The sequence below is a fragment of the Mesorhizobium dulcispinae genome (assembly GCF_033977345.1).
Taxonomy (GTDB): Bacteria; Pseudomonadota; Alphaproteobacteria; order Rhizobiales; family Rhizobiaceae; genus Mesorhizobium; species Mesorhizobium dulcispinae.
Map to the genome: position 1 here is coordinate 265,808 of NZ_JAVIIY010000005.1, position 21,464 is coordinate 287,271.

Sequence of the window (21,464 nt, forward strand, 5' to 3'; positions counted from 1 at the left end):
CCGCTTGATCCCCGCCGCTTCCTTTGCAGGCAAACGCGTTTCGCTCTTCGGGCTCGGCGGTTCGGGGATGGCGACCGCGCATGCGCTGATCGCGGGCGGTGCCGATATTCTCGCCTGGGACGACAATCCGGACAGCGTCGCCAAGGCGGCGGCCGCCGGCATTGCGACCGGCGACCTGCGCGGCGCGGACTGGTCGCGCTTCGCGGCCTTCGTCCTGTCGCCGGGCGTGCCGCTCACGCATCCGAAGCCGCATTGGACTGTGGAGCTGGCGCGTGGCGCCGGCGTGGAAGTGATCGGCGACATCGAGCTGTTCTGCCGCGAGCGCATCCAGCGCGCGCCGGCCGCGCCCTTCATCGCGATCACAGGCACCAACGGCAAGTCGACGACGACGGCATTGACGGCGCATATCCTGAAATCGGCGGGTCGTGACACCCAGATGGGCGGCAATATCGGCCGGGCGATCATGACGCTCGATCCGCCCGAGCCCGAGCGGCATTATGTGGTGGAGTGCTCTTCCTATCAGATCGATCTCGCGCCCTCGATCAACCCGACCGCGGGCATCCTGCTCAACCTGACGCCCGACCATCTCGACCGGCACGGCACGATGGCGCATTACGCCTCGATCAAGGAAAGGCTGGTCGCCGGCAGCGACACCGCGATCATCGGCGTCGACGATTCCTGGTGCGCCCAGATCGCCGACCGGCTGGAGCGGGCCGGCCGGCCGGTCATCCGCATCTCCAAGCGCCTGCCGCTCACCGACGGCTATTTCGCCGACGGCACCAACCTGATGGAAGCCGTGGACGGCCGCTACAGCCGCGTCGCCTTCCTCGAGGGCATCGGCTCGCTTCGCGGCCAGCACAATGCGCAGAACGCGCTGGCCGCCGTCGCCGCCTGCCTGAGGGTCGGCCTCGAGCTCGGCGAGATCCAGGCGGGACTGGAAAGCTTCCCTGGGCTGGCGCACCGCATGGAGCAGGTCGGCCGCAAGGATCATGTGCTGTTCGTCAACGATTCCAAGGCGACCAATGCCGACGCGGCGGCGCCCGCGCTGTCGAGCTTCAACCGCATCTACTGGATCGCCGGTGGCCTGCCCAAGGAAGGCGGCATCGAGCCGCTGCGCGGCTTCTTCCCGCGCATCGCCAAGGCCTATCTGATCGGCGAGGCGGCACCTGCTTTCTCCGCCACGCTCGGAGAGGCGGTGCCTTACGAAATATCCGGAACTCTGGCCGCCGCGGTCGAGCATGCCGCCCATGACGCCGCGAGCGACACCGGCGGCGAGGCGGTGGTGCTGCTTTCGCCGGCCTGCGCCAGTTTCGACCAGTTCAAGAATTTCGAGGTTCGCGGCGAAGCCTTCAGGCAAGCTGCGACTGCTATTGATGGGGTGAAACCCATCGGAGGGCCACGTTGATGCAAAGCCGTCTCGACAAAAGTCCAGTCGCAACCTGGTGGTGGACGATCGATCGCTGGTTCCTGGCGGCATTCCTGTCGCTGATGGGGCTGGGGATCGTTCTGTCCTTCGCGGCAAGTCCGGCGGTCGCCGAGCGCATCGGCCTCGACAGCTTCCACTTCGCCACAAGGCAGATCATCTTCACCATCCCGGCCCTCATCGTGATGCTGGCGGTTTCCTTCCTCGAGGCGCGACAAATAAGGCGCATGTCGCTGGTGATGCTCTGCATCATGCTCGTGCTGATGGTGGCGGTGCTCTATATCGGCGTCGAGGTGAAGGGCGCGCGGCGCTGGGTATCGCTCGCCGGGCTCTCCATCCAGCCGTCCGAATTCCTGAAGCCTGCCTTCGTCATCATCTGCGCCTGGCTTTTTGCCGAGCACAAGCGCCAGCCCGACATTCCCGGCAATCTCTTCGCCATGCTGCTGCTCGCTTTGGTGATCTCTCTCCTGGTGGCGCAGCCGGATCTCGGCCAGACCATGCTGGTGCTGGGTACTTGGGGGGTGATGTTCTTCATGGCCGGCTTGCCCTGGCTCTGGATCGTCGCGCTGGGCGCGGCCGGCATCGGCGGCGTGTTCGCGGCCTATACGGTGTTTCCGCACGTCGCCGCCCGCATCGACAAATTCCTCACCGGCGAGGGCGATACCTTCCAGGTCGACATGGGCCGCGAGGCGCTGATCAATGGCGGCTGGTTCGGCGTCGGTCCGGGCGAGGGCACGGTGAAACGCGTCATTCCGGACAGCCATGCCGACTTCGTGTTCTCGGTCGCGGGCGAGGAGTTCGGGCTGATCATGTGCTTCTTCATCATGTCGATCTTCGCCTTCATCGTGCTGCGCGGATTGAGCATCGCGCTGAAGGAGCATGACGATTTCACCCGCTACGCCGTCGGCGGGCTGGTCACCATCTTCGGGCTGCAGTCGGCCATCAACATGTGCGTCAACCTGCAGCTGATGCCCGCCAAGGGCATGACGCTGCCTTTCATCTCCTATGGCGGCTCCTCGCAGATCGCGATTGCCGTCTCGATGGGAATGGTGCTGGCGCTGACGCGCAGACATCCCGAAAAGCGCAAGCAGATAGGCTATGCCTTCTCGCAGCGCACGATCGCGGCGGAATGAGGCGGGATGTCGAAGGGTGTCATCCTGCTTGCGGCCGGCGGAACCGGCGGACATCTGTTCCCGGCCGAGGCGCTTGCGCATGAGCTGAACGAGCGCGGCTGGAAGGTGCATCTTGCCACCGATCACCGCGCCGAGCGCTATTCGCGCCAGTTTCCCGCTGTCGAAGTCCACTCGATCCCGTCGGCGACACTAGGCTCGAAGAATCCGATTGCCATGCTCTCGGCCTTCTGGACGATCTGGCAAGGCGTGCGGCAAGCGGGGCGGGTGATCGCCAGGATCAAGCCCGAGGCCGTTGTCGGCTTCGGCGGCTATCCGACGCTGCCGCCGCTCTACGCGGCGACCCGCCGCAAGGTGCCGACGCTGATCCATGAGCAGAACGCCGTCATGGGCCGCGCCAACAAGGCGCTGTCGGGCCGCGTTGACGCGATCGCCGGCGGCTTCCTGCCGGAAGGCGCAAGTGCCGAAGGCGCCAAGACGGTGACCACCGGCAATCCGGTCAGGCCGCAGATCCTCGTAGCGGCGAAGACCCCTTACACAGCATCCAACAACGGCGAGCCGTTCCGCTTCCTGGTGTTCGGCGGCAGCCAGGGTGCGCAGTTCTTTTCCGATGCCGTGCCGGCGGCGATCGCGCTTCTGAGCGAAGCGCAGCGCAAGCGGCTGATAGTCACCCAGCAAGCGCGCGCCGAAGACGTGGCGCGCGTGAAGGCCGTCTATGCCAATCTCGGCGTCGACGCGCAGGTCTCGCCCTTCTTCACCGACATGGCGGCGCGCATGGCGGCGGCGCATCTGGTGATGTCGCGCTCCGGCGCCTCCACGGTATCCGAGATCGCCGTCATCGGCCGTCCGGCGCTGCTGGTGCCTTATCCGCATGCGCTCGATCATGACCAGGCAGCGAATGCCGAGGCACTTGCCGCCGCCGGTGGGGCCGAGGTCCACCAGCAATCGACGCTGTCGGCCGAGCGGATTGCCGCGCTGGTCGGCGGGCTGATGGAGGATCCCGGCCGGCCGACCGCTATGGCCGCGGCTGCCCGTTCGGCCGGAAAACCGGACGCGGCGCGGTTGCTCGCCGACCTGACAGAGGCTATTGCGTCCGGCAAAACGGTTTTGGACTACAGGAGGACGCGCGCATGAAGATGCCGCAGACGATCGGCCTCGTGCATTTCATCGGCATCGGCGGCATCGGCATGAGCGGCATCGCCGAGGTGTTGCACAATCTCGGCTACAAGGTGCAGGGCTCCGATCAGGCGGACGGTGCCAATGTGCAGCGGCTGCGCGACAAAGGCATCGAATGTTTCGTCGGCCACAAGGCCGAGAACATCGGCGACGCCGAGGTGGTCGTGGTGTCGACCGCCATCAAGAAGTCCAATCCGGAACTCAAGGCCGCGCGCGAAAAGCTGCTGCCGGTCGTGCGCCGCGCCGAGATGCTCGCCGAATTGATGCGTTTCCGCCAGTCGGTCGCCATCGGCGGCACGCATGGCAAGACGACGACCACATCTATGGTCGCGACGCTGCTCGAGGCCGGCGGGCTCGACCCGACCGTCATCAATGGCGGCATCATCAATGCCTACGGCACCAATGCCCGCATGGGCGACGGCGAGTGGATGGTGGTCGAGGCCGACGAGAGCGACGGCACCTTCCTCAAGCTGCCGGCCGACATCGCGGTCGTCACCAACATCGACCCCGAGCACCTCGACCACTACGGCAGCTTCGACAAAGTGCGCGAGGCGTTCCGCCAGTTCGTCGAGAACGTGCCGTTCTACGGCTTCGGCGTGATGTGCACCGATCATCCTGAGGTGCAGGCGCTGGTCGGCCGCATCGAGGACCGGCGCGTCATCACCTATGGCGAGAACGCGCAGGCCGACGTGCGCTTCACCAACCATCGCATGGACGGAGCCGTGTCGGAGTTCGACGTGGTGATCCGCGATCGTAAGGGGCGGGGTACAACGACGATCGCCGGCCTGCGGCTGCCGATGCCCGGCCGCCACAACGTCTCCAACGCGACGGCGGCGATCGCGGTCGCGCATGAGCTCGGTCTGTCCGCCGAGGCGATCAAGAAAGGCCTGTCGTCCTTCGCCGGCGTCAAGCGGCGCTTCACCCACACCGGCTCGTGGAACGGGGTCGAGGTTTTCGACGATTACGGGCACCATCCGGTCGAGATCGCGGCGGTGCTTAAAGCGGCGCGCGGTGCCACCAAGGGCCGCGTCATCGCGATCGCGCAGCCGCACCGCTTCACCCGGCTGCACGATCTGTTCGAAGAGTTCTCGGTCTGCTTCAACGATGCCGACACGGTGTTGGTGGCGCCGGTCTATCCGGCCGGCGAGGAGCCTATCGAGGGCGTGACCTCGGACGCGCTGGTGTCGCGCATCCGCGCTGGCGGCCACCGCGACGCGCGCTATATCGAAGGTCCGGCGGCGGTCGCGCCGGCCATTCGCGAGCTTGCCAAGCCCGGCGACTTCGTCGTGTTCCTGGGCGCCGGCAACATCACGCAATGGGCCTACGCATTGCCCAAGGAACTCGGTGGAGCCCCCTCATGATGCGCGGCCAGGACCTGATCGATAAACTCGGCGACAAGCTCGCCGGCTTGCGCGGCCGCGTCACACCCAATGCCGAGATGGACAAGATCACCTGGTTCCGCGCCGGCGGCCTGGCGGAGGCGCTGTTCCAGCCGGCCGACGAGGAGGACCTCGCGGCCTTCCTGCGCGCGGTGCCGGAGGAAATCCCGATCACGGTCGTCGGCGTCGGCTCGAACCTTCTGGTGCGCGACGGCGGCATCTTCGGTTTCGTGGTGAGGCTATCGGCCAAAGGCTTTGGCGAGGCCGAAGTCACCGGAGCGACCACGATCAAGGCCGGCGCCGCGACACCGGACAAGCGCCTGGCGGCCGTCGCGTATGAAGCCGGTATCGGCGGCTTCCACTTCTATCACGGCATTCCGGGCGCCGTCGGCGGGGCGCTGAGGATGAATGCGGGCGCCAATGGCGCCGAGACGCGCGAGCGCGTGGTCGAGGTGCGGGCACTCGACCGCACGGGCAATGTCCATACGCTCAGCAATGCCGATATGGGCTATGCCTATCGCCATTCGTCGGCGCCTGGCGGATTGATTTTCACCTCTGCCGTCTTCGAGGGCGTTCCGGAAGACAGGGCGGCGATCAAGGCGGCGATGGACGCCGTGCAGAACCATCGCGAAACGGTGCAGCCGATCCGCGAGAAGACCGGCGGCTCGACCTTCAAGAATCCGGAAGGCACTTCTGCCTGGAAAGAGATCGACAAGGCCGGCTGCCGCGGGCTGTTGATCGGCGGCGCGCAGATGTCTCCCATGCACTGCAACTTCATGATCAACACCGGCACGGCGACCGGTTACGATCTCGAATATCTCGGCGAGACGGTGCGGGCGCGGGTGCTGGAGAATTCGGGCATCCGCCTGCATTGGGAGATCAAGCGGCTGGGCAACTTCCGGCCGGGTCACGCGGTCCAGGAATTCCTGGGGCAGCTCCTTTAGCTCGCCGTGAAGTTCAAGTAGTACGTGAACTTCCGTGACAGGCAATGGCCGCCGATCGTTGCCATAAAGACTCAACAACACACTTTTCTCGCCCGTTTTCGCGGAAAGTGAATCCCTCGGAATCATAGGCACTTGCCAGGGAATCAACTCTCTGATTCTCTGCCCTAAAGCGTTTCCTGATTTGAGTCGTTTGACGCGTTACCCGCGTTTTCCGTCTGGGGGGCAACCTGCCGGAAGACTCGGACTCACTATGCGGGAATGTTGCGTGCGGAAATATCGGTTGCAGACCCGGCGTGAGAGGGAATGACGGGATGAAGAAGAAGCATGTGGCTGTTCTCCTGGGTGGATTCTCCTCGGAGCGGCCCGTGTCTCTGTCCTCGGGGAAGGCGTGTGCGGATGCGCTCGAGAATGAAGGCTATCAGGTCACCCGCGTCGATGTTTCGCGCGATGTCGGGTCTGTGCTTGCCGAGTTCAAGCCCGATGTCGCCTTCAACGCGCTGCACGGCCCGTTCGGCGAGGATGGCACCATCCAGGGAATTCTCGAATATCTCGGAATTCCCTACACCCATTCGGGTGTGCTCGCTTCGGCGCTGGCCATGAACAAGGAGCAGGCCAAGAAGGTTGCCAAGGCGTCCGGCATTCCGGTCGCGGAATCGAAGGTGGTCAACCGCTTCGCCGTCCAGAACAAGCATCCGATGAAGCCGCCTTATGTGGTGAAGCCGGTCAACGAAGGTTCGAGCTTCGGCGTCGTCATCGTGCATGAGGGGCAGTCGCATCCGCCGCAGGTGATCGGCTCGTCAGAGTGGAAGTATGGCGAGATCGTCATGGTCGAGCGTTACATCCATGGGCGCGAATTGACTTGCGCTGTAATGGGCGACGTGGCGCTCGGGGTCTGCGAGATCATCCCGACCGGCCATTCCTTCTATGACTACGATTCAAAGTACGTCCCCGGCGGATCAAAACACGAAACCCCTGCAAAAATTTCACCGAATATTTACCAAAAAATACAGACACTGGCCCTCAAGGCTCATCTTGCCATCGGTTGCCGGGGCGTTTCCCGGTCGGACTTCCGTTACGACGACCGTCACTCCGAAAACGGCGAGGTTGTCTGGCTCGAGATCAACACCCAGCCGGGCATGACGCCGACGTCTCTGGTGCCAGAAATCGCCGCGCAAGCGGGGCATTCGTTCGGCGATCTGTTGAGTTGGATGGTGGAGGACGCTTCGTGTCTGCGTTGAGGTGGGGACAGGGCAAGGGCGACGGGGCTGGGCCTGCGCTGTTCTGCGTGCCGCTGTCGTTTGACCATTTCGTTTTGCCGCGTCAGCTTCGCCGGCCGGTGCGCTTGCTTGCCCGGCTCTTTGGTGGCGAGTATGAGCCGCCGCGCTTTTCGGCCGCGATCCTCTCCGCTGCCTTGTTGGCTTCGGCCGGAGCTTATGGCGCCTATCTTGGCGGCTATTCCGACAGCATCGTGCAGGGCGTGACGGCGCGGACCGGTTTTGCCGTCGATCAGATCAAGGTTGTCGGCAACCGCCAGACCTCGGAAATCGACATACTGGACCGGCTCGGCCTCGATGGCTGGACATCGCTGATCGGCTTCGACGCCGAGGCCGCGCGCGAGCGCATCGCGACGTTGCCCTGGGTCGAGGTGGCGGCGGTGCGCAAGATCTATCCGCATACGCTGGAAGTGCGCGTCGAGGAGCGCGAACCTTTCGCGCTCTGGCAGCAGGGCAGCTCGCTTTCGGTGATCGAGCGGTCGGGCGAGGTGATCGCGCCGTTCTCGGGCGGCAAAGAGGCTCTGCTGCCGCTGATCATCGGCACGGGCGCGCCGGCCAAGGCGCCGGACTTCCTGGAGAAGGTCAAGCGCTATCCCGAGCTGGCGGCGCGGGTCAAAGGCTATATCCGTGTCGGCGAGCGGCGCTGGGACCTCAAGCTTGAGAACGGCATCACGATCAAGCTGCCGGAGGACGACGAGGATCAGGCGATCGCCAACCTCGTCAAGCTCGACCATGACAACGGGCTTTTGACGCGCGACATCGCCGCCGTCGACATGCGGCTCTCCGATCGGCTGGTGGTGGAACTCTCGCCGGAGGCGGCGACGCAGCGCGAGGCCGCGCTCAGCGAAAAGCCGAAGAGCCTGACGAAGCGCAAGCCGGAGACGAAGATATGAGCTGGCTTGGCGGCAGCGGTGATGCTTCTGCACGGCGGTCGGGCACGCTGACGGTCCTCGACGTCGGCTCGAGCAAGGTTTGCTGCGTGGTGGCGAAGCTGAAGCCGCGCGAGGACGGCAAGCTCCTGCGCGGGCGCTCGCATCGCATCCAGGTGATCGGTATCGGCCATCAGAAGTCGCAGGGCGTGAAGTCGGGCGTCGTCGTCGACCTCGACCGCGCCGAGCATGCCATTCGTCTCGCCGTCGACGCGGCCGAGCGCATGGCCGGGCTCACCGTCGATTCCCTCATCGTCAACATGACGGCCGGCCGGCTGAAGAGCGAGGCCTTCTCGGCAACCATCAATCTCGGCGGCCACCAGGTCGAGGAAGCCGACATCAAGCGCGTGCTCGCTGCCGGCGCCAAGCAGGCATTGCGGGCCGAGCGGGAGGTGGTGCATTCGCTTCCTGTCGGCTTCTCGCTCGATGCCGAACGCGGTGTGCGCGACCCGCGCGGCATGGTCGGCGACGCGCTCGGCGTCGACATGCATGTGCTGACCGGCGACGCCGCACCGATGCGCAATCTGGAGCTCTGCATCAACCGCTCGCATCTGTCGGTCGAGCGCATGGTGGCGACGCCCTATGCCAGCGGCCTCGCGGCGCTGGTCGACGACGAGCTCGAAATGGGTGCCGCCTGCATCGACATGGGCGGCGGCACCACGACGATCTCGGTGTTCTCGGAAGGCAAGTTCGTGCATGGCGATGCCATCGCCATCGGCGGCAACCATGTGACGCTCGACATGGCCAAGGGCCTGTCGACCTCGCTGGACGCTGCCGAGCGGCTGAAGGTGATGCACGGCTCCGCGCTGCCGGGAAGCGCGGACGACCGCGACCTGGTCTCCATCCAGCCGATCGGCGAGGAGGGCGAACTGCCGCTGCAGATCCCACGCTCGGTGATGACGCGCATCATCCGCGCGCGCATCGACGAGACGCTGGAGCTTCTGCGCGACCGGCTGAACAAGTCGGGCTACGGCAACGCGGTCGGCAAGCGCGTCGTTCTCACCGGCGGCGCCAGCCAACTGGCCGGCCTGCCGGAAGCGGCGCGGCGCATCCTCGGACGCAATGTGCGCATCGGCCGGCCGCTCGGCGTGGCGGGCCTGCCGGAAGCGGCCAAGGGACCGGCGTTCTCGACCCCGGTCGGGCTTCTGATCTATCCGCAGATGGCGAGCTTCGAGAGCCATTCGGCGAAAGGACTTTCCGGTTTCAGAATGACCGGAACGGGCGGAAAACTGCATCGCATGAGTCAGTGGTTGAGAGACAGTTTTTAATTTGACGGGGACAGCCCCATAGGCGGCCGCAGCGGCGAAGCGGCGGGAAAGGCAAAGGACGGAGACAATGACCATCAATCTGCAAAAGCCGGACATCACCGAGCTGAAGCCACGCATCACCGTGTTCGGTGTCGGCGGCGGCGGCGGCAACGCGGTCAACAACATGATCACCGCCGGCTTGCGCGGCGTCGAATTCGTGGTGGCCAACACCGACGCGCAGGCGCTGACGATGTCGAAGTCGGAACGGCTGATCCAGCTCGGCGCGCATGTCACCGAGGGGCTCGGCGCCGGCTCGCAGCCGGAAGTCGGCCGCGCTGCCGCGGAAGAATGCATCGACGAGATCATCGATCATCTGTCCAACACGCATATGTGCTTCGTCACCGCCGGCATGGGCGGCGGCACCGGCACGGGCGCAGCGCCGGTCGTTGCCCGCGCCGCCCGCGAAAAGGGCATCCTCACCGTCGGCGTCGTCACCAAGCCGTTCCATTTCGAAGGCCAGCGGCGCATGAAGACGGCCGACATGGGCATCGAGGAACTGCAGAAATGCGTCGATACGCTCATCGTCATCCCCAACCAGAACCTGTTCCGGCTGGCCAATGACAAGACCACCTTCGCCGATGCCTTCGCCATGGCCGACCAGGTGCTCTATTCGGGCGTCGCCTGCATCACCGACCTGATGGTCAAGGAAGGCCTGATCAATCTCGACTTCGCCGACGTCCGCTCGGTGATGCGCGAGATGGGCAAGGCTATGATGGGCACGGGCGAGGCTTCAGGCGAGGGCCGGGCGATGGCCGCCGCGGAAGCCGCGATCGCCAATCCGTTGCTCGACGAAACCTCGATGAAGGGCGCCAAGGGCCTGCTGATCTCGATCACCGGCGGCCGCGACCTCACCCTGTTCGAGGTCGACGAGGCCGCGACCCGCATCCGCGAGGAGGTCGACCAGGACGCCAACATCATCCTGGGCGCCACCTTCGACGAGGAACTGGAAGGCGTGATCCGGGTCTCGGTTGTCGCCACCGGCATCGACAAGTCGGCGGCCGAAATCGCCGCGGCGCCGATCTCGATCCGCGCGCCGCAGAAGCCAGTCGCCCGTCCCGCGGCGCCTGCTCAGGAAAGCCGCCCCGCACCGGTTCAGCAGCAGGCTTACGAGCCGCGCGCCGTCGATCCGGTCGCGGAAGCCATCCAGCTTGCCGAGGCGAACGCCGCCGCGATGGCGCAGCCGCGCCCGGTGCCGGTGGACGACTTCCAGCCGCAGAGCAAGATCTTCCAGGCTCCGCCGGCCCAGCCGCGTCCGCAGCCGGTGGTGCCGCAGCAGGCCATGCAGCCCGCGCCGCAGCGCGAGATGCCGCAGCCGATGGCGGCGGCGCCGCAGCGCATGCCGCGTGTTGAGGACTTTCCGCCGGTGGTGAGGGCGGAAGTTGAAGCCAAGAGCCGTCCCGCCGACCATGAGAACAGCGGGCCGATGGGGCTGATCAAGCGGCTGACGAACGGCCTGACCCGCCGCGAGGAAGAGCCGGCCCGACTGCAGCCGGCGCAGCCGCGCGAGCCGAAACTGCGCCAGGCGGCACCGGAAATGCGCCGCCTCGCCAGCCAGGATCCGCAGCTCTACGCACCGCGCCGCGGCCAGCTCGACGACCAGGGGCGCCTGACGCCGCAGAGCCGCACGGTGCAGGAAGACGACCAGCTGGAGATTCCGGCGTTCCTGCGCCGCCAGGCCAACTGATCGATACAGCAGGCCGCTGATCGTTAACGATATATAACGGTTGTTAACAGGCAGACGAGAGATCGTCTGCCTGTTTGTGTTAAAAATGGCTTATAGAACAAAGGGTTACGGACGTTTCCTCGTTCAGGATAGCGGTTACAGAGGGTAAGAAACCGTGATTTGGAGTCTCCCAGACGGGCCATTATCTTCGCGTCCGACTTAAGTCGGTTTGCCGGGATTCGGGGAGTTGCCCTGCCTGCCGATCACATCAGAGCCGCATGCCCTGTTCGTTTGCCGCATTGCGCGGATGCCGGATGACCCATCTGGTTGAAAATGCTCAGAGGCCGACAAAGCGGACGCTGGCAGCTGGGGCTTATGGGGTTTGTCTTGCACGACTATCAGACGACAGTTAAAGCGCGCGTGACGTTGACCGGCACGGGCGTCCACAGCGGCAAGCCCGTCACCGTTCATTTCCTGCCCGCCGACGCCGATACCGGCATCGTGTTCCACCTTTCGAATGGCGGCGAGGGGCGCGAGTTTCGCGCGCTGGTCTCCGAGGTTGGCGCGACCGATCTTTGCACCATGCTCGGCGATCCGGCTGGCGAGCATATCGGAACCGTCGAGCACCTCATGGCGACGGTGTTCGGGCTCGGCATCGACAACCTCATCATCGAAATCGACGGTCCGGAAGTTCCCATTCTCGACGGCAGCGCCATGGCCTTTGTCGAGGCTTTCGACCAGGCGGGCATCGAGACGCTTTTGGTCAAGCGCCGCTATATTCGGGTGGTCAAGCCGGTTCGTATCGAAGCCGGCGCATCCTGGGCGGAGTTCCGCCCCTATGACGGCACGCGATTCGAGGTGGAGATCGATTTCGAGAGCCCGGCCATCGGCCGCCAGCTCTTTGCCTCCGACATCAACCCCGACATCTTCCGCCGCGACATCGCGCGGGCGCGCACCTTCGGCTTCATGAAGGATGTCGAGCGGCTGTGGGCCGCCGGCTACGCGCTCGGCTCGTCGCTGGAGAACTCGCTGGTCATCGGCGACGACAACCGCGTCATCAATGTCGGCGGACTGCGCTATCCCAACGAGTTCGCCCGCCACAAGACGCTCGACGCCATGGGCGACCTGGCGCTTGCCGGCGCGCGCTTCATCGGCTGCTTCCGCTCCTATCGTGGCGGCCACCGGATGAACGCGGCGGCGCTGCGCCGGCTGCTGTCCGACCGCACGGCCTTCGAGATCGTCGAGACGAGGCGCCGCGAGCGCGGCCGCGTCGCCGAGATGATCGCCGTCAGCGGACCGGTCTACGCGCCCTGGGTGATCTGATTTTTAACCGTTTTCTGGCTTTGTACCGGGAGCTTGTGTTGCACAATTGCATCACGGGCCGGTGAAATTGCGCAGCCTGGGGCGCCGCGCCAGGCCGCCACAAAAATGTGCGATTGGCCGGACATAGCGTTGCCGGGCAAGGGGATAATGGTTTATGGCTGCGGCCCGGACCGAAACGACGCCGAAAGGGCGGAATTCAAACATGTTTTTTTCGCGAGTTGGTCAATCGAAGGCGCCGCATCGGGCTGTTTTCCTGGCGTTTTCGTTGATTGCCCCGTCGCTGGTGTTGTCGGCCTGCATGTCGTCCGAAAAGGACGTCAATCTGGCGACCTATGTCGACCAGACCGAGCCGGCCGACGTTCTCTACAACCAGGGCCTCGCCAACCTGAATGCCGGCCGCCTCGATGAGGCGAGCAAGAAGTTCGACGCCGTCGACCGCCAGCATCCCTATTCGGAATTCGCCCGCAAATCGATGGTGATGGGCGCCTTCGCCGACTATCGCGCCGGCAACTACGACGAGGCGATCGGTTCCGCCAAGCGTTACCTGACGCTCTATCCGTCGACCGACGATGCCGCCTATGCGCAGTACATCATCGGCTTGAGCTACTACCGGCAGATCAAGGACGTCACCCAGGATCAGAAGGAGGCACGCCAGACCGTGCAGACCATGCAGGACCTGGTGACACGCTGGCCGACCTCCGAATATGTCGACGACGCCAAGGACAAGATCCGCTTTGCCACCGACCAGCTCGCCGGCAAGGAGATGCAGATCGGCCGCTACTATCTCGAACGCCGCGAATATATCGCCGCCGTCAAGCGCTTCCGCACCGTGATCGAGACTTATTCCAACACGCGCCATGTCGAGGAAGCGCTCGCGCGCCTGACCGAAGCCTATTATGCGCTGGGCCTGACCTCGGAAGCGCAAACGGCCGCGGCGGTGCTCGGCAACAACTATCCGGACAGCCAGTGGTACAAGGATTCCTACAAGCTCCTGCAGAGCAACGGGCTTCAGCCGCGTGAAAATGCCGGGTCGTGGATCTCCAAGGCCGGGAAGCTGATCACCGGCGCCTGAAGCTTCTCTGATGCTGTCCAGACTGTCGATCCGCGATATCGTCCTGATCGAGAAGCTGGACATCGACTTCCTGCCCGGGCTCTCCGTGCTGACCGGCGAGACCGGCGCCGGCAAATCCATCCTGCTCGATGCTCTGTCGCTGGCGCTTGGCGCGCGCGGCGATGCTTCGCTTGTCCGCCATGGCGTGGCCCAGGGTCAGGTCATCGCCGTGTTCGACGTGCCGCGCAACCATCCGGCCCGTGCACTGCTCGCCGACAACGACATAGAGGATGACGGCGACATCATCCTGCGCCGTGTGCAGACGGCCGATGGCCGCACGCGCGTCTTCGTCAACGACCAGCCATCCAGCGTCACCCTGATGCGCGACGTCGGCCGCGCGCTGGTCGAGATTCACGGCCAGCATGACGAGCGCGCGCTCGTCGATCCCGGCGCGCATCGCGAATTGCTGGACAGTTTCGGCGGCCATCTCGGCGCCATGCGCGGCACGGGCGAGGCGTGGCGCTATTGGCGGAACTGCGAGCAGGAGCTTTCGCGGCACCGCGCCAAGGTCGAGGCGGCGGCGCGCGAGGCCGATTATCTCAGGGCCTCCGTCGCCGAGCTCGCGAAGCTCGATCCGCAACCAGGCGAGGAGACCGAGCTGGCCGAATTGCGCGCCCAGATGATGCGCGCCGAAAAGATCGCGTCCGAGATCCACGATGCGCAGGATGTGCTGTCGGGGCCGTCCTCGCCCTTGCCGCAACTCGCCAGCCTGCTCAGGCGGCTGCAGCGCAAGGCGGGTGAGGTGCCTGGCCTGCTCGACGACGTGGTGAAGTCGCTCGACGAGGCGATGATCTCGCTCGACGCAGCGCAGTCCGGCGTCGAGACGGCGCTTCGCGCCACCGAATACGATCCACAACGCCTCGAAAAGGCGGAGGAGCGGCTGTTCTCGCTGCGCGCGGCCTCGCGCAAGCACAATGTCGCGGTCGACGACCTGGCGCAGCTGCGCGACACGATGGCGGCCGACCTTGCCGATCTCGATGCCGGCGAGGAGCGGCTGCACGGGCTGCAGAAACAAGCCGCCGCCGCGCGCGAGGCTTACGACATTTCCGCGGCGCAGCTCTCTTCGCTGCGCCACGCAGCGGCAGCCGGCTTGACCAAGGCGGTGATGGCCGAATTGCCGGCGCTGAAGCTCGAACGGGCCGAGTTCATCGTCGAGATGGTGAGCGATGGCGAAAGCCGCATGGAAGAAGGCATCGATCAGGTCGAATTCTGGGTGCGCACCAATCCGGGCACACGGCCGGGGCCGATGATGAAGGTTGCGTCGGGCGGTGAGCTGTCGCGCTTCCTGCTGGCCCTGAAGGTGGCGCTTGCCGATCGCGGCTCGGCGCCGACCCTTGTCTTCGACGAGATCGACACCGGCGTCGGCGGCGCGGTGGCCGACGCCATCGGCCAGCGGCTGGCGCGGCTCTCGAAGCGGGTACAGGTGCTTTCGGTCACCCACGCGCCGCAGGTAGCCGCCCGCGCGGCCACGCATTTCCTGATCTCGAAATCCGGCGGCAAGGACCGCGTCGCCACAGGCATTGCCGAGATGGACCGCGCGGCGCGCCAGGAAGAGATCGCGCGCATGCTGGCCGGCGCCACCATCACCGATGAGGCACGCGCCGCGGCGGAGCGGCTGCTGCGCGAGAACATCACGGCGGCGTAGAAGCCGGATTTCTCCCGCTCGAAAGCTGAGTCAGCAGATGACTGCATCCTGCTGTCCGGGAATGATTTTTGTGCAAGTCGACTCCCTGCCGGCGAATCCTGATTTATAGTGGCCCGCCATAATTCGAGGACCGCGTTTCATGTCGGAAAAACCAGTCGAATCGCTGAACGAAAGCGAGGCCGCGGAGGAGCTGAGGCGGCTTGCCGAGGAGATCGCCGAGCACGACCGGCGTTATCATACGGAGGACGCGCCGACGATCTCGGACGCCGAGTATGACGCGCTGGCGCGCCGCAACCTCGCCATCCAGGAGCGTTTTCCCGATCTCGTTCGCGAAGATTCGCCGTCACGCCGGGTCGGCGCGCCGCCGGCCGAAGGTTTTGCCAAGGTGCGGCACGCGGTGCCGATGCTCAGCCTCGCCAAGGCCTATACAGACCAGGATGTCGCCGATTTCATCGAGCGCGGCCGGCGTTTCTTCGACCGCGACAGGGATCTCGACATTGCCTTCACCGCCGAACCGAAGATCGACGGGCTGTCGGCCTCGCTGCGCTATGAGAACGGCGTGTTCGTGCAGGGCGCGACACGTGGTGACGGCGCCGTCGGCGAGGACATCACCGCCAATCTGAAGACCATTGCCGATATTCCGAAGAGGTTGCACGGCTCGGGCTGGCCGGAGGTCATCGAGATCCGCGGCGAGGTCTATATGACCTATGCCGAGTTCGAGGCGCTCAAGCAGCGTTCGGCGGCGATCGGCGGCCAGGACTATGTCAATCCGCGCAACACGGCGGCCGGGTCGCTGCGCCAGAAGGATCCGGCGGTCACTGCAAGCCGCAACCTCAAATTCTTCGCCTATGCCTGGGGCTATACGACCGCGGATCCCGCTCCAACCCAGTATGGTTCGGTACAGAAGTTCGCCGAGTGGGGCTTCAAGGTCAGCCCTCTGATGGTGCGGGCGAAGTCGATCGACGAGCTCATTGCCCACTACCATCAGATCGAGGAGCAGCGCTCCTCGCTCGGCTACGATATCGACGGCGTCGTCTACAAGGTCGACCAGCTGGAGCTGCAGCGGCGCTGGGGGTTCGTCACCGGCGAGCCGCGCTGGGCGGTCGCCCACAAATTCCCGGCCGAGCAGGCGATGACAACGGTGCAGAAGATCGACATCCAGGTCGGCCGCACGGGCACGCTGGCGCCGGTGGCCCGGCTGGCGCCGGTGACGGTCGGCGGCGTGGTGGTGGAAAACGTTACGCTGCACAACGAAGACTACATCAAGGGCTTCGACAGCAACGGCCAGCCGATCCGCGACGGCATCGACGTCCGCATCGGCGACACAGTCGTCATCCAGCGGGCAGGGGACGTCATCCCGCAGATCGTCAGCGTCGTCATCGACAAGCGGCCGGCGGACGCCGTGCCCTACGAATTTCCGCATACCTGTCCAGTCTGCGGCTCGCCGGCGACGCGCGAGATCAACGAGAAGACCGGCAAGGAGGATTCGCGCCGCCGCTGCACCGGCGAGCTGATCTGCGCCGCGCAGGCGGTGGAGGGGCTGCGCCACTTCGTGTCGCGCGGCGCGCTCGATATCGAGGGCCTGGGCGCCGAAAACATCGACCTGTTCTTCAATGCCGGGTTGGTCAAGACCGCGGCCGATATCTTCACGCTCAAGGACCGCAGGCCGGCCGTCACCAAGGCGCTGGCCGAGCGGCGAGAGGAGCAGGCGAGGCTGCGCGAGGAGGCATCGGGCAAGACGCGCAAGAATGTGCGCAGCGTCGAGGAGCGCAACTACGAGGGCCTCGACAAGCTGTTCACCGCCATCGACGCTCGCCGTGAGCCGGAGCTCGACCGCTTTATCTTCGCGCTCGGCATCCGCCATATCGGCGAGACGACGGCCGCGGTGCTCGCCCGCCAATTCACGACCATCGAGGAACTGATCCGCGTCGGCAAGGAGACGGCGAAGGCGGAGGATCCACACACCGTGTTCCCGTCGATCAACGGCATTGGCGACACCGTGATCGGAGCGCTGCGCGATTTCTTCGGCAACGAGCGCAATGACGACGTGCTCGATGCGCTGCTGGCGCAGGTCCATCCGAAGCCCTATGTCGTCGAGATTTCGGCCGACAGCGAGGTCTCGGGCAAGACTGTGGTGTTCACCGGCACGCTGGAGAAGATGACGCGCTCCGAGGCCAAGGCGATGGCGGAGCGTCTCGGCGCCAAGGTCGCGGGCTCGGTTTCGGCGAAGACCGATCTCGTGGTGGCAGGCCCCGGCGCCGGCTCCAAGCTCAAGGTCGCGACCGATCTCGGCATCGAGGTGATCGACGAGGACACCTGGCTGCAGCGCATCGGCAGGGGCGGCTGATGGCCGGCGCGTTCCAGGGTTTTGGCGAGAAAGCCATCCCGTTCCTGAAGGCGCTCGACTTCCACCAGAGCCGCGAGTGGTTCCAGGAAAACCGCGACCTTTATCAAAGCGAGCTGCATGAGCCGTTCTGCGATCTCGTCGAGACGCTCAGCGAGCGCTTTGAAGCAGCGAAGCTCGGCCTGCGCGGCGATCGCAAGAAGTCGCTGTTCCGCATCAACCGCGACGTACGCTTTTCCAAGGACAAGCGGCCCTACAACCGGCATCTGTCGGCCATCCTGTCGCCGGACGGCACCAAGATGGAGCAAGGCGTCTTCTATGTGCATATCGGGCTCGAGCGCTGCTTCGCCGGCGTCGCCTGGTGGCAGCCGGCGCCGGAACTGCTGCAGGCGATGCGCGAGGCGATCGTGACGAAGCCGGCGGCATTCCGTGGCATGGTGACGGCGCTGAAGAAGGGCGGTCTGGCGCTCGATGCGGAAGACTGCCTGAAGCGTGCGCCGCGCGGCTTCGAAGACGTCAGTGAAGACGATCTCGCACAGGCGGTGCGCAACCGCCATTTCGTGGTCCGGCACGACATCGATCCCGCCACCATCCACACGGCGGCACTGGTCGACGGCCTTGTCGACTTCACCTTCCGCGCCAAGCCGCTGCTCGACTGGGGCAGGGCGATCCAGGGCAAGACCGGATAACCGGAAATCCGTTTCGCGATCAGTTCCGCTGATCGTCGGCTCAAGCGAATTGGTGTGACAAGGAGGACGACGCTGCCTACATCAGGCGGCCTGAAGCGCGTCGTCTGAAACGGGTTCAGGCGACGCATTTTAAATCCTTGTTTTGATGCATGTCGTTGCCCAGAACCGCTGCGCACTTCTGGGCGACATGCAAAGGGAGCAGTTGGATGTCGGCGGAAGCTCTCTCCGAAAGCGGCGTAAGAAGCGATTTCTGGGACGGCGTGCGATTGAGCATGCCGGTCGTCGTCGCTTCGGCGCCGTTCGCGGTGCTGTTTGGGGCTTTAGCCGTCGACAACGGCTTTTCGGTGCTCGAGGCCTTCCTGATGAGCGCGATGATCTATGGCGGCGCCAGCCAGATGGTCGGCATCGAACTGTTCGGCCAGCATGTCGCGCCGTGGCTGATCGTGCTCTCCATCTTCGCGGTGAATTTCCGCCACGTGCTCTATTCCGCCGGCATCGGCCGGCGCATCGCGCATTGGCCGGTGCTGCAGCAGGCGCTCGGCTATTTCATCTTGACCGATCCGCAATATGCCGTGGCCGAGGCGCGGGCGGCCTCCGGCCAACCGGTCGGCTTCGTCTGGTATCTCGGGCTCGGCCTGCCGGTTTATGTGTTCTGGGTGATCGAAAGCGCGCTCGGCGCCGTGTTCGGCAAGATGATCCCCGACACGCATGCGCTGGGCATCGATTTCCTGCTGCCGATCTATTTCCTCGGCCTGGTCCTCGGCTTCCGCAAGCGGCCGCTGTGGCTGCCGGTGGTCGTGGCAAGCGCGGCGGCCTCGATCGTCGCCTACAAGACGGTCGGTTCGCCCTGGCATGTCTCGATCGGCGCTATCGCCGGCGTGCTGCTGGCGGTGATCCTGCCGCCGCATCACAGCGGCGTGGGGAAGCGGCCATGAGCACCACCTTCTGGATCATCCTTGCCGGCGCGATCGCCACCTATCTCACGCGCGTCGGCGGCCACCTCGTCATCTCGCGCTTCGACAACATCCATCCGCGTGTCGAGGCGGGCTTGAACGCCGTTCCGGCCGCGGTGCTGACAACGCTGGTCGCGCCGGCCGCGCTCGGCGCCGGCCCGGCCGAATGGGCGGCGCTGATCGTCACGGCGATTATGTCGCTGCGCGGCGGCCTGATGGCGATGTTTTTGGCCGGCGCTGCGGTGTTGATTCTGGCCAGGCAGTTCGTCGGCTAGAAATCAAATCTTGGCGTCGTGCGGTAGCGGCGCGGTGGCTTTCTCCAGCCAGGCCAGCGTCTCGCCGTCCACCATCGGACCGATCTCGGCCAGCACGCGTGCGTGATACTGGTCGAGCCAGTGCAACTCGTCGCGCGTCAACAGATCGGTGCGGATGAGGCGCTTGTCGATCGGTGCCAGCGTCAGCGTCTCGAAGCCGTGCATGGCGATGTCGCCGCCCTCGATCGGCTCGGCGGGCGTGACCAGGATCAGGTTCTCGATGCGGATGCCGTAGGCGCCTTCCTTGTAGTAGCCCGGCTCATTGGAGAGCATCATGCCTGCAAGCAGCTTCTCCGTACCGGTGCGGGCGATGCGCTGCGGGCCTTCGTGCACCGCGAGGTAGGAGCCGACTCCATGGCCGGTGCCATGGGCAAAGTCGCAGCCGTGCTTCCACAGCGCCATGCGGGCGACCGCGTCGATCTCGGAGCCGCGCGTGCCGGCCGGGAAGCGCAGCGTCGAGATGCCGATCATGCCTTTTAGCACCAGCGTGAAGCGCTCGCGCATCTCCTGCGTCGGCTCGCCGATCGGCACGGTGCGGGTGATGTCGGTGGTGCCGTCCTGGTACTGTCCGCCGGAATCGAGCAGGAAAAGCTCGCCGCTTCGAAGCTTGCGGCTGGTGGCGCGCGAGACGCGATAATGCATGATGGCGCCGTTCGGGCCAGCGCCGGAAATGGTGTCGAAGGAGATGTCGCGCAGCGGCATCTGCGTTTCCTCGCCGGTCTGCCGGCGCACCTCCTCGAGCCTGGTCACAACGTCGATCTCGTCGAGCGAGTCCGGCTTCTGCCGGTCGAGCCAGCAGAGCAACTTGGCGACCGCCGCGCCGTCGCGGCGATGCGCGGCGCGGCTGCCGGCGATCTCGGCCTGGTTCTTGGTGGCGCGCGGGATGCGGGCGGGGTCGGCGGCGGATATCACCTTGCCGCCATTGCCCTCGACCAGCATGTTCAGCTTTTCCGCCGCCAGCACCGGATCGAGCGCGATTTTTGCGCCATCGTCGGCAAGCCCAGCGATGGCTGCTTCGAACTCGCCCGGATCGTGCGGGTCCGCTAGCTGGGTGAGATAGGCCGCGACCTGGCGCGAGAATTTGCGGGGGTCCATGAAGAGCTGGTGCTTGCCGTCGGCGGCCAGAATGGCGAAGCCGAGCGCCAGCGGCGTGTGCGCGACGTCGCCGCCACGGATGTTGAAGGCCCAGGCTATCGAAGAGGGGTCGGTGAGCACGGCGTGCGTTGCGCCATCCTTTTCGATCGCACCCGCCAGGCGCGCCAGCTTGTCCTTGGCGAGTTCGCCGGCAAAGGCGATCGGATGGAGCTCCACCGGTGCGCGCGGCGGCTCCGGCTGGTCTTTCCAAATGACGTCGATCGGGTTCTTGTCGAGCGGCACAAGCGTCGCGCCGGACTGCTCGGCCGAAGCTTGCAGCGCCTTGACCTCGCCGATCGTATGCAGCCAGGGATCGAAGCCGAGCCTGGCGCCCTTGCCGAGATTGTCCTTGATCCAGGAGGCCGGCGGATTGTCGACAAGGCTCTCGACGGTGAAGATCGAAAGGTCGACCTCGCCCCGCACCTGCAGCGTGTAGCGACCGTCGACGAAGATGAAGGCGCGATCACGCAGGATGATGGCGACGCCGGCCGAGCCGGAAAACCCGGTCAGCCATTTCAGCCGCGCCGAGCGGTCGGCGACATATTCGCCCTGATGCTCGTCGGCGCGCGGCACCATGAAACCGTCCAGGCCGTTCTCTGCCAGCCATTGCCGCAGCATCGCCACACGCGGCCTGCCGACAGCCGGATCGCCGGCGGAATCAAAGGTCTGGAACATGGTCGTCTCCCTCGAATGCGAGCCGCGACCGTAACGCATACACCTTCAAAC

General features: G+C 65.3%; 17 protein-coding genes. 16 read left to right on the forward strand and 1 reads right to left on the reverse strand.

Annotation, left to right across the window (positions count from 1 at the left end; all coding sequences use genetic code 11):
* The first annotated feature begins 4 nt into the window (after positions 1–4).
* From murD to RFN30_RS14310, 16 genes are all read left to right on the forward strand, one after another.
* A complete protein-coding gene (gene murD / locus RFN30_RS14235; RefSeq protein ID WP_320262716.1) occupies positions 5–1,405 on the forward strand; it encodes a UDP-N-acetylmuramoyl-L-alanine--D-glutamate ligase in 1,401 nt (466 codons plus the stop codon).
* Entirely contained in the window at positions 1,405–2,556 is a 1,152-nt protein-coding gene (gene ftsW, locus RFN30_RS14240; RefSeq protein WP_320262717.1) for a putative lipid II flippase FtsW, read from the forward strand. The genes murD and ftsW overlap by 1 nt, the downstream gene beginning before the upstream one ends.
* A 6-nt stretch (positions 2,557–2,562) precedes the next feature.
* Entirely contained in the window at positions 2,563–3,687 is a 1,125-nt protein-coding gene (gene murG, locus RFN30_RS14245; protein ID WP_320262718.1) for an undecaprenyldiphospho-muramoylpentapeptide beta-N-acetylglucosaminyltransferase, read from the forward strand.
* Positions 3,684–5,090 (forward strand): UDP-N-acetylmuramate--L-alanine ligase, encoded by a 1,407-nt coding sequence (gene murC, locus RFN30_RS14250; protein ID WP_320262719.1) that lies wholly within the window; start codon positions 3,684–3,686, stop codon positions 5,088–5,090. The genes murG and murC overlap by 4 nt, the downstream gene beginning before the upstream one ends.
* The gene (gene murB, locus RFN30_RS14255; RefSeq protein WP_320262720.1) at positions 5,087–6,052 is read left to right on the forward strand and encodes a UDP-N-acetylmuramate dehydrogenase; all 966 of its coding nucleotides are present in this window, start codon (positions 5,087–5,089) and stop codon (positions 6,050–6,052) included. Before murC ends, murB begins: the two co-directional genes overlap by 4 nt.
* 311 nt (positions 6,053–6,363) lie before the next feature.
* Positions 6,364–7,290, forward strand: a complete 927-nt coding sequence (locus RFN30_RS14260) for a D-alanine--D-alanine ligase (RefSeq protein ID WP_320262721.1) — start codon at positions 6,364–6,366, stop codon at positions 7,288–7,290.
* Positions 7,278–8,219, forward strand: a complete 942-nt coding sequence (locus tag RFN30_RS14265; protein WP_320262722.1) for a cell division protein FtsQ/DivIB — start codon at positions 7,278–7,280, stop codon at positions 8,217–8,219. The genes RFN30_RS14260 and RFN30_RS14265 overlap by 13 nt, the downstream gene beginning before the upstream one ends.
* A complete protein-coding gene (ftsA, locus tag RFN30_RS14270) occupies positions 8,216–9,523 on the forward strand; it encodes a cell division protein FtsA (RefSeq protein WP_320262723.1) in 1,308 nt (435 codons plus the stop codon). Before RFN30_RS14265 ends, ftsA begins: the two co-directional genes overlap by 4 nt.
* Positions 9,524–9,590: 67 nt before the next feature.
* Positions 9,591–11,246: a cell division protein FtsZ gene (gene ftsZ / locus RFN30_RS14275; protein WP_320262724.1), complete on the forward strand. Its 1,656-nt coding sequence runs from the start codon at positions 9,591–9,593 to the stop codon at positions 11,244–11,246.
* Positions 11,247–11,600: 354 nt separating this feature from the next.
* Positions 11,601–12,548 carry a UDP-3-O-acyl-N-acetylglucosamine deacetylase gene (gene lpxC / locus RFN30_RS14280; RefSeq protein WP_320262725.1) on the forward strand — a complete coding sequence of 316 codons (948 nt, stop codon included), beginning with the start codon at positions 11,601–11,603 and terminating at the stop codon, positions 12,546–12,548.
* A gap of 202 nt (positions 12,549–12,750) precedes the next feature.
* On the forward strand, positions 12,751–13,620 hold the full coding sequence (locus RFN30_RS14285) for an outer membrane protein assembly factor BamD (RefSeq protein ID WP_320262726.1): 870 nt from the start codon (positions 12,751–12,753) through the stop codon (positions 13,618–13,620).
* A gap of 10 nt (positions 13,621–13,630) precedes the next feature.
* Positions 13,631–15,304, forward strand: a complete 1,674-nt coding sequence (gene recN / locus RFN30_RS14290; protein ID WP_320262727.1) for a DNA repair protein RecN — start codon at positions 13,631–13,633, stop codon at positions 15,302–15,304.
* A 139-nt stretch (positions 15,305–15,443) separates the two neighbouring features.
* On the forward strand, positions 15,444–17,651 hold the full coding sequence (ligA, locus tag RFN30_RS14295; RefSeq protein WP_320262728.1) for an NAD-dependent DNA ligase LigA: 2,208 nt from the start codon (positions 15,444–15,446) through the stop codon (positions 17,649–17,651).
* Positions 17,651–18,337 carry a DUF2461 domain-containing protein gene (locus tag RFN30_RS14300; RefSeq protein WP_320262729.1) on the forward strand — a complete coding sequence of 229 codons (687 nt, stop codon included), beginning with the start codon at positions 17,651–17,653 and terminating at the stop codon, positions 18,335–18,337. The genes ligA and RFN30_RS14300 overlap by 1 nt, the downstream gene beginning before the upstream one ends.
* Positions 18,338–18,543: 206 nt before the next feature.
* The gene (locus RFN30_RS14305; protein ID WP_320262730.1) at positions 18,544–19,272 is read left to right on the forward strand and encodes an AzlC family ABC transporter permease; all 729 of its coding nucleotides are present in this window, start codon (positions 18,544–18,546) and stop codon (positions 19,270–19,272) included.
* Positions 19,269–19,565, forward strand: coding sequence for an AzlD family protein (locus RFN30_RS14310; protein WP_320262731.1), 297 nt, complete (start codon positions 19,269–19,271; stop codon positions 19,563–19,565). Before RFN30_RS14305 ends, RFN30_RS14310 begins: the two co-directional genes overlap by 4 nt.
* Before the next feature lie 3 nt (positions 19,566–19,568).
* Here the strand turns inward: RFN30_RS14310 and RFN30_RS14315 are convergent, their stop codons facing one another.
* On the reverse strand, positions 19,569–21,413 hold the full coding sequence (locus tag RFN30_RS14315) for an aminopeptidase P family protein (RefSeq protein WP_320262732.1): 1,845 nt from the start codon (positions 21,411–21,413) through the stop codon (positions 19,569–19,571).
* Positions 21,414–21,464 lie beyond the last annotated feature (51 nt).

Bases quoted from the DNA above. Each gene is read 5' to 3' on its own strand.
- ftsW (WP_320262717.1), top strand. From the start codon at position 1,405: ATGCAAAGCCGTCTCGACAAAAGTCCAGTCGCAACCTGGTGGTGGACG.
- murG (WP_320262718.1), top strand. From the start codon at position 2,563: ATGTCGAAGGGTGTCATCCTGCTTGCGGCCGGCGGAACCGGCGGACAT.
- murC (WP_320262719.1), top strand. From the start codon at position 3,684: ATGAAGATGCCGCAGACGATCGGCCTCGTGCATTTCATCGGCATCGGC.
- murB (WP_320262720.1), top strand. From the start codon at position 5,087: ATGATGCGCGGCCAGGACCTGATCGATAAACTCGGCGACAAGCTCGCC.
- RFN30_RS14260 (WP_320262721.1), top strand. From the start codon at position 6,364: ATGAAGAAGAAGCATGTGGCTGTTCTCCTGGGTGGATTCTCCTCGGAG.
- ftsA (WP_320262723.1), top strand. From the start codon at position 8,216: ATGAGCTGGCTTGGCGGCAGCGGTGATGCTTCTGCACGGCGGTCGGGC.
- ftsZ (WP_320262724.1), top strand. From the start codon at position 9,591: ATGACCATCAATCTGCAAAAGCCGGACATCACCGAGCTGAAGCCACGC.
- lpxC (WP_320262725.1), top strand. From the start codon at position 11,601: ATGGGGTTTGTCTTGCACGACTATCAGACGACAGTTAAAGCGCGCGTG.
- RFN30_RS14285 (WP_320262726.1), top strand. From the start codon at position 12,751: ATGTTTTTTTCGCGAGTTGGTCAATCGAAGGCGCCGCATCGGGCTGTT.
- recN (WP_320262727.1), top strand. From the start codon at position 13,631: ATGCTGTCCAGACTGTCGATCCGCGATATCGTCCTGATCGAGAAGCTG.
- ligA (WP_320262728.1), top strand. From the start codon at position 15,444: ATGTCGGAAAAACCAGTCGAATCGCTGAACGAAAGCGAGGCCGCGGAG.
- RFN30_RS14300 (WP_320262729.1), top strand. From the start codon at position 17,651: ATGGCCGGCGCGTTCCAGGGTTTTGGCGAGAAAGCCATCCCGTTCCTG.
- RFN30_RS14305 (WP_320262730.1), top strand. From the start codon at position 18,544: ATGTCGGCGGAAGCTCTCTCCGAAAGCGGCGTAAGAAGCGATTTCTGG.
- RFN30_RS14310 (WP_320262731.1), top strand. From the start codon at position 19,269: ATGAGCACCACCTTCTGGATCATCCTTGCCGGCGCGATCGCCACCTAT.
- RFN30_RS14315 (WP_320262732.1), bottom strand. From the start codon at position 21,413: ATGTTCCAGACCTTTGATTCCGCCGGCGATCCGGCTGTCGGCAGGCCG.